This is a genomic window from Paenibacillus sp. J31R109 (assembly GCF_059692055.1).
On sequence record NZ_JCAUAR010000011.1, the window covers coordinates 38,956 to 53,992 of the forward strand.

Here is a 15,037-nt window from a genome sequence, read left to right on the forward strand (position 1 = left end):
AACTTTTGCTTGTTTTCTTTCACATATTATATAGCGATTCCTCTAAGACAGTCAATACTTATGTCAGGTATTTTTTAAAGATGTGTAAGCTATGCTTACACAATTTCACATAGTTCTCATATATCCAAAAACAGGAAACGGATTCCCCTATTTCTTGGGAATCCGTTGGTGTGAATCCGTATATTAGGCCAAAATAGGCTCTTTCTTCGTATCAAACTTCTTACCTAGTAATGGAGCCAGCTTCTCAAGATCATTCAGCAAGTGGGCAAATTGATCTGGGAACAACGACTGTACGCCGTCGCCTGTCATTGAATTATCAGGGTCCGTGTGCATTTCAATAATTAATCCGTCCGCACCCGCTGCTACAGATGCCTTCGTCATTGGCACTACAAGCTCTCTGCGTCCTGTGCCATGACTTGGATCGGAGATGACTGGCAAGTGACTTAATTGTTTAAGTACAGGAATCGCCGATAAATCTAACGTGTTACGTGTGTAAGTCTCGAATGTACGGATTCCGCGTTCACAAAGCATAACGTTCGGATTGCCGCCAGCAAGAATGTATTCCGCTGCGTTCAAGAATTCGTCATACGTAGAGCTAAATCCACGTTTCAGCAAAACTGGGGTTTGAATCGTTCCTAATTTGCGAAGAAGATCAAAGTTCTGCATATTACGTGTTCCTACTTGAAGAATGTCCGCGTATTGCGCACAGACATCTACGTACTCCGGCGTCATAACTTCTGTAATCGTAAGTAGACCATGTTTTTTACCTGCTTCTGCCATCATGATCAAACCTTCAACGCCTACACCTTGGAAACTGTAAGGGCCTGTTCTTGGTTTAAAAGCACCGCCGCGAAGCACCTGTCCGCCAGCTGCTTTTACTAAGCGCGCAATCTCATCGATTTGCTCTGGTGTTTCTACAGCACAAGGTCCACCCATGACAACAAGTTGTTCGCCACCGATTTCAACACCTTTAATAGAAATAACAGTATCGGCTGGGTGGAAATCGCGGCTAGCCAATTTGTATGATTTCGAAATTTTAACTACTTGCTCTACACCAGACATCTGACGAAGCTGTTCAGCTAACTTCGGATCCGCTTGACCGATGATCCCAATTACTGTGCGATCCTCACCTTTGGAAACATGAGCTTGAACCCCTTGCTTCTCGATAAATTGGACAATTTCCTGAATACGCTCATCTGACGTTTTGTTCGATGTAATTGCGATCATGTGATCCACGCTCCTAATTCATATGATATGGGATAATTTATTATAAATTTCGCTTACACACTTCAACGCTTGTTCGCTTCTACGCTTTTATGCTTTTAACCACTAAAGCAAATATACAACGCTTGACGATATTTCGTCAAGCGCAAATTTATTATCTATTCATTTGTTTCCGCAGGAGCCAACTGATCCTTACGGATTCTACGTTTTTCTTTACGGCGATTCGTGTGGTATTTAAGTAGGAGCACGACAGGGAAATAAGCAATAAGACCAAGAATAAGACCAACGACCATCCCACCGACAATTAAATCCAAACCGCTGCGAATTATATTAGAGAGCAGATGTGGCAGATGATGGATCAGATAGATCTTAAAATGCTTCGGCACTAAATATTCCCCGACCTGCTTATTAAGAATGGAAAAAGGTATATAGATGACTTTACCGAACACAAAGCCAATTAATGCCGCAGGCAAGTTCCCTCTCAGTAGATAAACCAAAGGAAAAATAAGAACGAACGCAAATCCTGCTGTCGGTAAAGTGAACATCTCAACGAATAGACCAATCGAAAATCCTCTTGCTACCATGGAAGGTCCACCCTTAGCACGTAAAAGAAGTAAATATTTGAACTTAAACCAACGTTTGGTACTTTTCCAATCGTAGCGAGCTTTCATCATTTTCACCTTCTGAGTACTTTGCATGCTAGTTTCAATCCCGTCGAGTGGAATAAGCAGGAACTACACGGTACTTGCTGCTTTGGATTTAACAGTGGGAATTAGCTTCTTCATATTGATAGTACGTTTTATCTCCCAGCTGGTTTCATCTTTCGCATCGTAGTTCTCCAAGTAGGTAATTACCTCTTTGGTAATCGGTGTTGGCGTGGAAGCCCCCGAGGTTACACCGACTTTACGAACGTTGGCTAACCAAGCTAAGTTCAATTCGGAGACATCCGAAATTCGGTACGCCATGACACCAGCGATCTCTTGCGAAACCTGTGCCAAACGGTTCGAATTGTTGCTTTTGGGATCTCCGACAACTATAACAAGATCAACTTCCTTGGCTTGCTCCGCGACAGCTTCTTGACGAACCTGCGTAGCTAAACAAATTTCGTTATGAATTTCGGCTTTTGGAAAAAGATCTAGCAACCGATTCATGATATGCTTGATATCCCATTGGCTCATCGTTGTTTGGTTCGTAATAATAATGCGATTGGATTTCAGCTTAAGCAACTCAGCTTCCTCAAGCTTCTCGATCAGATGAACATGTTCAGGAGCTACGCCGATTGCACCTTCCGGCTCAGGATGTCCTTTTTTACCAATATAAATAATGTCATAACCATCTGCGACTTTCTCACGAATCAAATCGTGTGTCTTCGTCACATCCGGGCACGTCGCATCAACAACGGTTAAACCTTTGTCACGCGCCATCCGTCTAACTTCAGGAGAAACCCCGTGTGCAGTAAAAATAACAGTTCCCGTTTCGACTTTTTCCAAAATCTCTAGACGATTCTCGCCATCGAGTGTAATAACGCCTTCTTCTTTGAAGAAATCCGTGACATGCGCATTATGAACGATCATGCCTAAGATATATATAGGTCTCGGAAGATTTAAATTTTTAGCAGTTTGCATAGCGAGCGCCATTGCATCAACAACCCCATAACAGTAGCCTCTGGGGGATATTCGAACAACTTCCATTTCTTCCACCTGCCTAGCCATCGTATTTCTTCTAATTATATCTGATTATATGGCATGAGGGAAGTTTGCCGGGATCCATATTAAAAATGTACTTCCTTCATCCTTCCGTGTAGTAACTTCAACAGAACCATCATGTTCATCAATGATCCACTTGGCAATGGAAAGTCCTAATCCAGTCCCTGTTGTTACGCCTCTAGACAAGTCAGCGCGATAGAATCGATCGAAAATATGGGGAATATCTTCTTTATCCATCCCTATGCCGGTGTCGGATATACGTATGCCAATAAAGGTGTTCCTCCGTATCGCTTCAATTGAAACAGTCCCAGCTGGCGTGTATTTAAAGGCATTTTCAATAAAAATAAACAGCAATTGCTGCAAGTAATCACGATTCCCTTGCACAATCGCATCCTCAAGCGCATCTAGATTGCCAACCTGCCATTCTGCCGTATGTTCGAGCAACTGCGCCCTCCGTACTACCTCATGCACTAAAGGCTTAAATTCAATGGGTTGTTTCTCCATGAGAACACCCGCGTCAGCCCTCGCAAGTGCGAGCAAGTCGTTGACTAATCTGCTCATTCGCTGTGCTTCCCCGGCAATATCGTGCATCGCTTCCAAGGACATCTGAACTTGCTCCGGCGTCGCCAACGCTTTCGTCCCTGACGTTTGCTTCCACATTTTCTCCAACAAATCCACATTGCCGCGAATTGTCGTTAATGGCGTTCTAAGCTCATGAGAAGCATCCGATACGAATCTACGCTGTGCGCGGTAAGCCTCATCTAATTCCACATACGTAATTTGGATACGCGCCAGCATCCCATTAATCGTATTTGTTAACCGCCCTATTTCATCCAGAGGTCCATCATAGTGAATGCGCTTCTCAAGATCGTCACCACTCTCGATTTGGTTCGCCGCGTCAATGACACGCTCGATTGGTTTAAGTGCCTTACGTGCCAAGAACCAACCTAACGAAGCTGCGACAATGATGGTTAAGATAGCCCATATGATGAGGGTGTAACGCAGCGTAACAGCCGTTCGCTCGTAACTGCCAATTGGCACCGCTGACTGCAGAACTCCTATGAGTTTAACCTGATTATCCGAGATGATGCCTAAATTGTAGATTAAGAAATCTTGCCCCAGGATCTTCGTTTTCTGAAAAAGCCCCACTTCATCTTCCTGTTTATCCACCTGCCGTTGCAGCTTATCAATGATGGACTGATCCATCGGTAACGTTTGATCATAATATTGCAAATTCTGTGATCGGTTATAGCTTTTCAGCGCAATATTATATAATTGCAAAAAAGTATTCGTAGTAAAGAAATCTCTACTCTCTAACTCAAGATCGACTACGAGCCCTTTCTGAGAAAGAGCAATGCTTTTTTGGATACGTGAGGAGCTGTTAACGGCCTCCCTCTTTACATCTTGACGAATTTGATCATATAGAAAATAGTTCAAGAAGAAGTAAAGAACAATACCGAAAAGCAGCATCGTGATGGCCAAAATGCCTGAATACCAGAGCGTTAGCCGCAAACGAAGCGACATTTTAATTTTCCCCTCTCAATACATAGCCTGCTCCTCGAACTGTTTGGATCAGACGTTTATGACCAAACTCCTCTGTCTTCTGGCGAAGCAGCGCTATGTAAACCTCCAGAACATTGGACTCTCCACTGTAGTCATAGCCCCATATCTTTTCCATAATAATATCTCGCGAAAGCACTCGTTTGGGATTCTGCATGAACAAATGCAATAAATCGAACTCTTTCGTCGTTAACTCAATCAACTTATCTCCACGGAAAACCTCACGTGTGTCTAAATCCAACACAGCATCTTCAAAGCTGAGCCGGTTGTTCATCTGTTCAGGCCTTTCTGCTCTTCGACGAAGTAATACACGGACTCTGGCAAGGAGTTCTTCCAATGCAAATGGCTTGACCAAATAATCATCAGCACCGAGATCCAACCCTTTTACGCGATCACTAATATCGTCCTTCGCAGTCAACATGAGAATTGGCACCTCGCTGCCGCTTTCACGAATGCGACGAACGACTTCCCAGCCATCAATATGCGGCATCATGACATCAAGAATAATAAGCTGTGGTTCGGTCACCAACATTTGCTTAAGACCTTCTAATCCATTCGCAGCCGTCGTGACTAAGTAGCCTTCAAAAGCAAGTCCTCGTCTGAGCATGGATGTGATTTTCTCATCATCATCAATAACCATAATATTTTCTCTCATTGCTCCGCCCCCATTCTACATCCTATTGTAACAAAATTACTGGTTAGCAAAAAGAAGCAGAGCCTGCAAGCTTGAGGCCGCGGACTCTACTCCTTTCATTTAGTTCTGTATACGTGCAGGTTACTCAGCTGGCGTCTCGGCAAGTGTGTTTTTATCACCAATTGTTACAGGGACTTCCATGCGTTTGCCATCACGAATAATACCCAATGTCACTTTTTCCCCAACCTTTAAGGTTTGAACTTTCGTAATTAAGTCTTGTGAATTCTTGATCTTCGTACTATTCAAATCTACGATCACATCATATTGGCGAAGACCTGCTTGGAAAGCTGGTGTCTTGCGTGTCACACTACCAACCAAAGCACCATCTGTATTCGACAGCTTCAATTCACTAACCCAGTCTTTGCCGATATCTTGCAGGCCAACCCCTAAGTAAGGAATTGGTTCTTTCGGAATCGTAACATTGTTTTTCAAGTTCTCAAGGACGGAGGAAATCGTACTTGTCGGAATCGCGAAGCCAATCCCTTGTGCTTGCGAGCTTACTGCTGTATTGATTCCAATAACTTCACCGTTCAAATTAAGCAAAGGTCCGCCTGAGTTACCAGGGTTAATGGAAGCATCCGTTTGCAAGAGATGTTTATATTCGCGCGTACCCTTCTCATCAGGAATACTGATTGGACGTTCCTTCGCACTAAGCACACCAACGGTTACCGTATGGTCAAATCCGTACGGATTCCCAATCGCAACAACCCAGTCCCCTACGTTAACGTCGTCTGCTTTACCAAGAGGAAGGATAGGGAAATCTTTGTCGCCTTCAATTTTGAGCACGGCTAAATCTAAGTCATAGCTGTTACCCAACAATTTGGCTTTGAAAGGTTTGTCATAGCCTTCTACGGTCACTTGAATTTCATCTGCACCATCAACCACATGCTCGTTCGTTAGGATATAACCTGTTTTCTCAAAAATAAAGCCAGTTCCCATCCCCGCTGGTTGCAGCTGTCCGCTTCCTGCGTCATTTTGATTACTCTTCGGAGTCGTCTGCCCACCGCCATTATCACCAAAGAATTGACGGAAGAATGGATCATCAAAAAGCGAATTACCACCATTGCTTCGGCTGGAAGTCTTCGGCTTTACAAGCGATTCCACTTTTACGATGGCAGGTCCTGCGTTTTGAGCAATCTCCGCAATGTTACCAGGGCGCACTACATCTAATGCTGCCTTCTTCACATCGCCATTGTTCGAACCACTTGCTACGGCTGTCGCTGAACTCGCACTGGAAGCAAGCGGTTGATTACCTGAGAACATGTTCGTCTTATCCGCAGTAAACATCAAACCACCGACAACGATCGCCCCTGCCATGAAGGCAGCAAATATGCTCTTGACCGAGGAACGCTTCTTCGCATTCGGATCCCAAGCTGCCGGCCCTTGCGGTGAATTCTCTGGCCCAAAGCTGAAAGGACGCAGTGTCTTAGGAGGTGTTACTTCAACATTCGAAGTTCCTTCCGAGTTGGAGGAAGACGTCGTTAAGGCTTGCCCTTCACTTTCTTCATTAAAAGCAGATTTGTATGGCCCATATGAATAATAGTAGGAAGGTCTTTCTTTGTTAGCCTCTTGCCCTTCATTCCCTTGCGTATGTTCTCGCTTCGTATCATCGTTGTTATCATTATTCTGCGGCTTGAAAAAGTCGCTATAGTCTTTTTTATTCTCGTCCATGGGTCTTACCTCCATTGATTAAAATGATAAGTGCATGCTCTCTTGAAGGATCATGTTGTTCTCTATGTGTCTATCATGCACTCACAACCTTAAACGAATATTAAAAAACAATAAAATGGAGGTAAAAATAGGACATATTTTAGTGAATCCAAGCTTGTTCAACTTTTTGGAGTACGTTCGCGGCTTCTTTCACCCATTTTTCTTCGATCCCCGCATCTGAATCCACTGGTGCTTGGAACTGATCAATTAGCGCGCCTGCTGTTTCGAGGTCAGCCTCTGGATCTAGCCCTTCATTATAGACATGTTTTAGCACAAAAGGGGTACCTACTTCAACAAGCGCATCGGTCGCTTCGACATCACCGTCAATTCTCCCCGTGATCACCTGTACCGGAATTCGCAGCCACACTTTATGCGCTTCATCTAAAGAACGATCAAAGTAGCCATGGTCGTAATCCCAACCGCCACCCAAGTTAAAATCAAACTGTTCAAGTTGGGCACGCACCTTGTCAAATGTTTCTTGAACCTGTTCCAAAGAGGAAGATAGTGATTTCATAGCTATTGGACACTCCTTAAGCGCTCATATTATTTTGCTTACGCATAGAATGTGCCAAATTGACGTTTTTATGTGCAATAATCCCTCTATTTGTTCGATTGTACTAAACCAATCCTTTACGATGAGCAAAAATAGCCAATTGCGTACGATCTTCAAGCTCACACTTCATCAACAGGTTGCTGACGTGTGTTTTCACCGTTTTGATACTAATAAAAAGCTCTTCGGAAATATCCTTGTTGCTTTTCCCTTCGGCAATTAAGAGGAGCACTTCTCGTTCCCGCGCAGTTAGTCCCTCTTGCTCGGGCAATTCATTGCGCTGTCTAATCCCTCTCGTTAGCGCTTGAGACACTTCCGCATTCATAATCGGCATCCCGCGGTACGCGCTCTGAATCGCATGAATCAATTGATCAGAAGAAACCGTCTTCAACATGTAACTAATGGCGCCAGATTCTACAGCCTCCAACACCTTGGCTTCCTCTAGAAAGGAAGTTAACATAATCACTTTCATCTGCGGAAACTTGTCACAAATCAACTTCGTTGCGCCAATCCCATCTAATACCGGCATCGTTAAATCCATCAGAACAACATCTGGCAGTAAATCATCATCAACTTTATTCAACTGATCAAAAGCCGCTTGACCGTTCGATGCTTCACCTACAACTTCTAATCCAGGCTCAAGCGATATGTAAGTGCGTAAACCTACACGTACCATGTCATGATCATCAACAATCATCACTTTAATGTTCGGATTCATTCTTATTTCCCCCTATTGCCCAGAAAATCGCGGAATTCGCACACGCACACGCGTTCCAGAGCCTAATTTGCTATCGATTTCTACTTCGCCGCCAAGCTTTTGTGCGCGTTCTCTCATGGTTGACAAGCCGTGGGAAGCAGAAGGAATATCACTTCGTTCAAAGCCTTGACCATCATCCTGTAATTGCAGCACATATTGGTGCTCCCGCTCATAAATCGCGAGTCGAACCTGCTTGGCTGAAGCATGTTTAATGACATTCGCAAGTCCTTCTTGAATAATGAGAAAAAACTGATGCTCAATCGCTTCTGAGATGAGTTCAGGCAGCGAAACATCAAGTTGACCCTGAAGTTCATGCGTCCGGCAATATTCCGGAAACCATTTCTCCAGGGCTTCTTGTAAGCTCATATCTTTTAATTCGATCGGTCTAAGTTGTGAAATGAGACCTCGCATCTGCTTCTGAGCGTGATGGGACATCTCGATGAGCTGATTCATCAGAGCTGGTGCAGCCGATGGGTTTCTTTCCAATATTTTAGGAAGAGAAGAAGCCGACATATGAATAGCAAACAGTTCTTGACTGACCGTATCATGGAGATCACGGGCAAGCCGACGTCGCTCCTCCATCACGGCATTTTCTGTTAACTCTTGATCCCGAATTGCTTCAGCTTCCCCTAACTTCTGCAACAGCTGTACACGTTTTTCAATTGAAGTCGCCATGCTGTTAAAAGCATCATACAAGTATAGGAATGGCTCAACGGGCTCCATATCGATGCGAACCGAGAAATTCCCTTTCGATAGTTCCAACATCGCGACATGCAGTTCGTCTACCTTACGCTGCCATCTTCTAGTTGCAATGAAACCTACGGTCAAGCTCACGACAAGTATCGCGATAGCGAACCACAATCGGAAGTCCCAAGAACTCAGTTCCTTCTCGTAATACTCAAGTACGATATAAATACCTGAAACCGTTAATACGCTCGAGATGAGAAAGTAATTTAGCAGCTGCCACTTCATATTGAACATTCGCAATTTATACATACTCCATCCTTAACCTATCTTCTTAATTGTGATATCACCGATAAACATGCTTGTCGTAACAACAATCTTGTGTTCAGCCTCTTCATAATGGGAAGTTTGTGTTCGAATGTTGCGCAGGAATCCACTCTCTCGACGATCAAGCACCTTCATATCACCGATAAAGGAGCTAGCCATGACGCGCACCTCTACATCCATGTCATTAGGAATGAAAATCTTCACATCGCCAATAAAAGCAGTAACATGAATCGTAGTTTCTCCACGAGGTATTGAGGCACGCGTTAAATCAATAACCGAGTCACCGATAAAATGTGAGATTTGAACAGGCTTTAATTCCCATGCTTCTTGACCAAGATGAACATCGCCTATAAAACCATGACGGTGAAGCACATTCCCTGAATCAAAATTACGAACAAAACCATCATATTTATGTTGGTGATCGTTATCAAAGCTGTTTGTCTTCGGCTGAGCAGCCCTGCCTGCTTTTTCTTTAGCATCAATTTCGTCAGAAATCTGCCAGTCATCACGTTGGTTATCTAGCGGATAGGTACCGTGAATATCCTTCAGAACTTCTTTTTCTTCTTCTGTTAGCCCATGTTTCACGTTACTTGTTGCGGAATGGTCGCTATACTCTTTCGGATTGCTGGATACATCATTGGACATATTCCAAGCAGCTGACTCCCAATTCTTCTTATGATGGGCATGACGCATGCGATGCGCTTCTCTTCGCGCTTGTCTTTCTTCCTCTTTGGCTTTCTTAATAGAAGGCCAATCAGGTGACTCTTTCTTGCCAGGTCTAAAAATCACATGTAAGCCAAAGAATATTAATGCAACCGGAGCTAGAAACTTAAACATTTCTCCAATGGATAGATCGGTTAGATTTAAATTTTTCAGTAGAAAAATGGTACCAACCCCGCACATCAGCAAGCTGCCGATGGAACCACCCCAATGGTATTTGCGCTGTGAGACAAAACCAATAAGACCGTAGCAAATAAGAATGGCTGGCCAATACGTGGAAAACAAATATCCGATGTCTACTTGAACGATTCCCAATTGATTTAGTAAAAAGAGTGTCCCCGCGGACACGAGAACTAGCCCCCAGATCACTCTTTGAAGCATATGCGGATTCATACGTTCTTCCTCCATTTGTGTAAAGCGTTGTTAAGATAACTCTAGTTTATAAGATCCAAGGAAATATGAAAAGAGACGTTAGATTGACCGCTCCCTCCGTCTCGAGACTGATTTTTTAGAGGCTGCGGTTCCCAAACCTCACATGACTGTCGTATAAGACGAACAATTCTATGTTCATGTCATGTATTCTTACGTAATTCGTTGACACCCATGTCATCAGAACCGTATAATTGGTGCTGAGAATGCTAGTATTATAAGGAGAGATTACAGGGATGGATCAAATCCAACAACTAACTTCTGGTTTAGACACGATTTGGGTTGTATTAACTGCTGCTATGATTTTATTAATGGAAGGCGGCTTCGCCTTACTTGAAGCAGGGTTTGTCAGACAAAAGAATGCTGTAAGTATCATCATGAAAGTGTTCGTAGATATCTCATTTGGTGCTCTTATTTTTTACTTTTTTGGATTTGCTCTTATGTATGGCAAGGATGTTGGAGGAATCATTGGTACAACGGGCTTCTTCATGGGAGGAGATCTATCACATATCGCGTTAACGATCTCACATGACACCTACTGGCTATTCCAATGCGCCTTTGTTATCGCGGTCATTTCGATTGTATCTGGTGCAGTTGCAGAACGCATCAATTTCCGCGCTTATATCCTTTATACGATTGCCATGACGGGAATTATCTATCCTGTCGCTGGCCACTGGGTATGGGGCATCAATGGTTGGCTTGGCAAGCTCGGCATGGTTGATTTCGCCGGATCGGCTGTCATTCATGGTCTTGGTGGTTTCTCCGCTTTAGCTGCAGCGATGATTATCGGGCCAAGGATCGGCAAATTCTCTGCGGATGGAAAAGCTAACATCGTCCCTCCATCTAACCTGCCACTTGCCTCTGTAGGCGCATTTATCCTGTGGTTCGGTTGGTTTGGGTTTAACTCCGGCAGCACATTAAGCGCTACCAACGCTTCCATCGGGCACATCGCGGTCACCACGATGCTATCCGCTGCGGCTGGTTGTGCCGCTTGTATCCTCTTCACCATGATGCGCTATCGTAAAGCTGATCCACCGATGGTTATCAATGGTGCGCTTGCCGGGCTCGTCGGGATCACCGCAGGCTGCGCCTTTGTAAGTGATGCTGCTGCCATCTGCATCGGTGCGATATGCGGTATTGCCATGGTCTACGCAACAGAATTCTTGGAATCCAAACAAATTGATGATCCGGTTGGGGCCTTCCCCGTACACGGAATCAGCGGTTGCATCGGTACGCTCGCAGTTGGCTTATGCGCGAAACCAGACGCGATCCGCGAAGGAACTGCTGGATTATTCTATGGCGGCGGCTTTGATCTTCTAGGTGTTCAAGCGCTAGGTCTACTTACGGTCTGTGCATGGGGCTTCTTCATCACTTGGGCATTCCTGAAGCTCATTAAGCTCATTGTTCCTTTACGTGTAACTCGGGATGAGGAACTAGTAGGTCTAGATGTCGGGTCACACGGTGTTCCCGCGTATAGCCAAGAAGAAGGATTCTTAGATCTACAGAATCTAAAGAATAACCAATAAGAGAGCTACATAGAAAAGGACACTGCACTCGCAGTGTCCTCTTCCTTTTATGAAAATATATCTTCGAATTCTTCTGGGAAAGTAATATCTTCCCCTGGCTTCGAATCATTCATGATTTGTCTCGCTTGCTCGATTTCGGCACGAAGCTTTCTTACTTGCTCCATCGGTTTCTTTACATAATGGATATACTCAACAGCAAGATGATGATCAGGCTTCTTACCGGAGAACATGCGCCGAAACGATGACATGGTTTGATAAGCCCGTTCTTCCTTCATTCTCTTAACTTCATAACGCTCAACAACCTGCTCAATTTCCCGAGCCTGCTGTTCTTTCCGCGTAATAAAAGCTTCCAAGAAGGGAAGTACCTCCGCAGCTTTCCTTGGTGTTCTTAAGGGCTTTCCATCCGATCGCAATGCTTGTAGCATCATCCGTCACCTATCTCTCCGTGTCAAGATTTATAACAGTAATCTTATTTTACACTAAAAAGAGCGGTTTGAGAACCATTAATTTAACACTAAATCGATTCCAACGACACCAATTGGATTTCCCATGTCATCTATGACAGCTTTTGATAACGTAATACATGGTTTTTTCGTAATAGCTGACACGTACTCGTCCGAAATGAAGAGTTCACCAGCCATCGCGCGCTTCCACCACTCTCTGCCTTTGGCATTTACTAAGCCTGCCTCTGGTTCCGAGTAAATAAAGGTGCCATCACCACGATTAGACCAAATCGCTTCAACTCCTGCTGTTTTCTTCAGGATGCCATGTAAATGAGAGGTATGCTTATCTTCCAGCAATGATCTGATGTCAGGTACGCGAACAAGCGCGTTCAACAATTGCTTCATTTCTTCAATATTCACATGAACGGTTCCCGCTTTACTCTTCAAGCCAACTGCTTGGATTGCCTGGATGAGCTCTGCAGAAGAGCGATCTAAATTCTCATTAATATGCTGCAATCTCGCTACCTCATGACGCTGCTTTTTCATCTGATCCAAGGTATGCTCAACACTCGACATCGTATCTTCCATCAAGTCCACAACTTCCCCTAGTGATGACCTTGTCCCCGAAACCAGAGAAGATTGATGCTTCGTTGAGCTCGTTGTGCTTGCCACTAAGCTATTGACGTTGAGGATCAATGAGAAGATCGTATCAATCTTGCCCTTCATCACCTTCATCTCATCAATTCCGTGCGTAACTGAGGCTTTCTCCTCAGCAACCGCTGCGACAACCTGCGATACGCCGCTCTCAATGTCAGCTAGAAGCTCTGAAGACTTCTGAACGGCTTCATAGCTTTGCGCAGCTAGCTTCTTAATCTCCTGGGCTACGACTGAAAAGCCTCTTCCATGTTCACCAGCTCTAGCCGCTTCGATAGATGCATTTAAGGCGAGCAAGGATGTTTGAGCAACGACTTCGGTAATGAAAGTATTGATTTCTTCAATCTTGGAGGTATGTGCTGTTAAATCCTGAATTTTCTTCTGCATCGTATCATTGTTCACGTGCAGATCATTCATTACTTCATCTGTCGTATTCAGGGAGCGACACACATCAACTACGGTATCTTTGGTTTGTTCACTTTCACGATGCATATGTAACGACGAATCCAAGATCTGATCGGCAGCGGCAGACACCTGCTGAATCGCAGCAAAGGCCTCTTGGAGCTGTCCAGCGGCATGCTGGCTGCGCCCCTTCAATTCCTCTTCGCCTTGGATAGAAGCATCCGCAATTTGAAGCAAATGGCCAATGGAGCGATTCACTTCTTCAACGGCCGCAGCTAGACGATCCGCAACAACTTGCGATTCTTGGATAAAGGTACGAAATTGTTCTTCGTGATCAAGCGTACCCTGCTCTCGAGCTTTACCTGACGCTCTAGAGCTTAGTAATGCGCTTACACCCATAAGCATAAAAATAGCAACACTCACTACGGTAACCCACTTTGAAGCTGAATAAATAGCGAATGCATTCAAACCAATACCTATAACGACAAAACCGTAGAACCAAGCTTTCTGCCTTGAATCCGTCCACATGCGCAACCGAAACTCCTCCCAAAAGGAACATAATGTTAGTTTTTGTTACATTATATCGTAGGAGCGCGGGAAAAGAAACGAGAAAAACGGAGACCCATTCGGATCTCCGTTTTTGATATCAGCTATTTTATTATTTATTTTGGTTTTGTGTGTTGTTTTGTTGCTGCTTGTTAGGTACCGCTACTTCAGTAGCAAATTCAGCGTCTTGCGCTGCTTTCTTGTTGTTCTTGTTCTTTGCCATGTCAATCACCTCCTGTATGAGTATCTTTTCCCAAACAGGATTTTTTATGAATATATTTTTTACCAATTTGGCCATTACAGCGCTTTGGCAGGTGCCAAAATTTCGTCTTTTAGCTGTTTCCAAATGACCTCTGTCACTTTGCCATTCCCTTTTTTCACTACAAAAACCTTAACGGTTTTCTTACCCCATTCTTTGTAAACTTGGTCCTTCGTATCAAAATACAGATCGATTTTCTTCCCCTTAATCGCACTTCCTGTATCCGCGACAACCCCGTAACCATAACCAGGGATAAACAAAACAGTTCCTAATGGAAACACCTTCGTGTCTGCAGCAATCGTTGACAAAGCTTTATCATCACGTTTGACCTTAATACCTGAATATGTAATTCCATAGGTAGGATGATCTGGGGTTTTCCCCGTCGATTCTTTGCCTGCAAAGTAACCTGTGGCAGTCACTTCGACTGCTGTGTATTTCGACAAATCTGAATCAAGATTGGGTACAAAACGGTAACTCACTTGCTGCTGATGCTCTTGAGCTACAGGCAATGCCACAGGTTCAACGATCCCGGGTTGTTTGCCTTGCTGAACTTGTATATGGGTATCGGTAATTGCCGCCCTGTCTGTACCTGAATGACTAACCTTCTCTTCTCCAAAAATCACGACCAAAACGGTAAGCACCATCCACGCCAAAATCCATTTGGATTGTACCTGCGCATCGGTTATTCTCATTGTTTTAAGCCTCCCCCTACTAAAGTAGGCTGTCCATTTCCTATCATCAATAAACCTCCACATCTAGATTCCATGTATAACATGTCCTACTTTTAACTACTTATTCACCAACTTTCCCTATTTTGAATACAAAAAAGCCGAGATGCGTTTTCAC

The 15,037-nt window shown here is 44.1% G+C and carries 14 protein-coding genes; 1 reads left to right on the forward strand and 13 read right to left on the reverse strand.

Translation table 11 applies throughout. The features are described 5' to 3' along the window. Positions 1 to 183: 183 nt before the first annotated feature. The 10 genes from aroF to liaF form a co-directional block, all read right to left on the reverse strand. Positions 184 to 1,227, reverse strand: a complete 1,044-nt coding sequence (gene aroF / locus AC58QT_RS23970; RefSeq protein WP_310501936.1) for a 3-deoxy-7-phosphoheptulonate synthase — start codon at positions 1,225 to 1,227, stop codon at positions 184 to 186. Between the two features lie 155 nt (positions 1,228 to 1,382). Next, the gene (locus AC58QT_RS23975) at positions 1,383 to 1,922 is read right to left on the reverse strand and encodes a DUF2062 domain-containing protein (RefSeq protein WP_497411212.1); all 540 of its coding nucleotides are present in this window, start codon (positions 1,920 to 1,922) and stop codon (positions 1,383 to 1,385) included. A 36-nt stretch (positions 1,923 to 1,958) separates the two neighbouring features. Continuing rightward, positions 1,959 to 2,915: a 4-hydroxy-3-methylbut-2-enyl diphosphate reductase gene (locus AC58QT_RS23980; protein WP_310502018.1), complete on the reverse strand. Its 957-nt coding sequence runs from the start codon at positions 2,913 to 2,915 to the stop codon at positions 1,959 to 1,961. A gap of 45 nt (positions 2,916 to 2,960) precedes the next feature. Then, on the reverse strand, positions 2,961 to 4,454 hold the full coding sequence (locus tag AC58QT_RS23985; RefSeq protein ID WP_497411213.1) for a sensor histidine kinase: 1,494 nt from the start codon (positions 4,452 to 4,454) through the stop codon (positions 2,961 to 2,963). Between the two features lies 1 nt (position 4,455). Further along, on the reverse strand, positions 4,456 to 5,145 hold the full coding sequence (locus AC58QT_RS23990; RefSeq protein ID WP_497281199.1) for a response regulator transcription factor: 690 nt from the start codon (positions 5,143 to 5,145) through the stop codon (positions 4,456 to 4,458). A 120-nt stretch (positions 5,146 to 5,265) separates the two neighbouring features. After that, positions 5,266 to 6,855, reverse strand: coding sequence for a S1C family serine protease (locus AC58QT_RS23995; protein WP_497411214.1), 1,590 nt, complete (start codon positions 6,853 to 6,855; stop codon positions 5,266 to 5,268). Positions 6,856 to 6,994: 139 nt separating this feature from the next. Continuing rightward, entirely contained in the window at positions 6,995 to 7,408 is a 414-nt protein-coding gene (locus tag AC58QT_RS24000; RefSeq protein WP_497411215.1) for a YugN family protein, read from the reverse strand. Positions 7,409 to 7,511: 103 nt separating this feature from the next. After that, positions 7,512 to 8,162 (reverse strand): response regulator, encoded by a 651-nt coding sequence (locus tag AC58QT_RS24005; RefSeq protein WP_497411216.1) that lies wholly within the window; start codon positions 8,160 to 8,162, stop codon positions 7,512 to 7,514. A gap of 12 nt (positions 8,163 to 8,174) precedes the next feature. Then, positions 8,175 to 9,197 (reverse strand): HAMP domain-containing sensor histidine kinase, encoded by a 1,023-nt coding sequence (locus AC58QT_RS24010; protein ID WP_497281192.1) that lies wholly within the window; start codon positions 9,195 to 9,197, stop codon positions 8,175 to 8,177. A gap of 9 nt (positions 9,198 to 9,206) precedes the next feature. Continuing rightward, on the reverse strand, positions 9,207 to 10,325 hold the full coding sequence (gene liaF, locus AC58QT_RS24015) for a cell wall-active antibiotics response protein LiaF (protein ID WP_497411217.1): 1,119 nt from the start codon (positions 10,323 to 10,325) through the stop codon (positions 9,207 to 9,209). Positions 10,326 to 10,597: 272 nt separating this feature from the next. On the opposite strand from liaF, the gene AC58QT_RS24020 reads away from it, so the two are divergent. Further along, complete coding sequence (locus AC58QT_RS24020; protein ID WP_497411218.1) at positions 10,598 to 11,887, forward strand: ammonium transporter; 1,290 nt, start codon at positions 10,598 to 10,600, stop codon at positions 11,885 to 11,887. A gap of 47 nt (positions 11,888 to 11,934) precedes the next feature. Here the strand turns inward: AC58QT_RS24020 and AC58QT_RS24025 are convergent, their stop codons facing one another. The 3 genes from AC58QT_RS24025 to AC58QT_RS24035 all read right to left on the reverse strand — a co-directional run bounded on the left by AC58QT_RS24025 (position 11,935) and on the right by AC58QT_RS24035 (position 14,883). After that, a complete protein-coding gene (locus tag AC58QT_RS24025; protein WP_497411219.1) occupies positions 11,935 to 12,315 on the reverse strand; it encodes a hypothetical protein in 381 nt (126 codons plus the stop codon). 75 nt (positions 12,316 to 12,390) lie between these two features. Beyond that, a complete protein-coding gene (locus AC58QT_RS24030) occupies positions 12,391 to 13,914 on the reverse strand; it encodes a methyl-accepting chemotaxis protein (RefSeq protein WP_497411319.1) in 1,524 nt (507 codons plus the stop codon). A 315-nt stretch (positions 13,915 to 14,229) separates the two neighbouring features. After that, positions 14,230 to 14,883 (reverse strand): 3D domain-containing protein, encoded by a 654-nt coding sequence (locus tag AC58QT_RS24035; protein WP_310501947.1) that lies wholly within the window; start codon positions 14,881 to 14,883, stop codon positions 14,230 to 14,232. Positions 14,884 to 15,037: the final 154 nt, after the last annotated feature.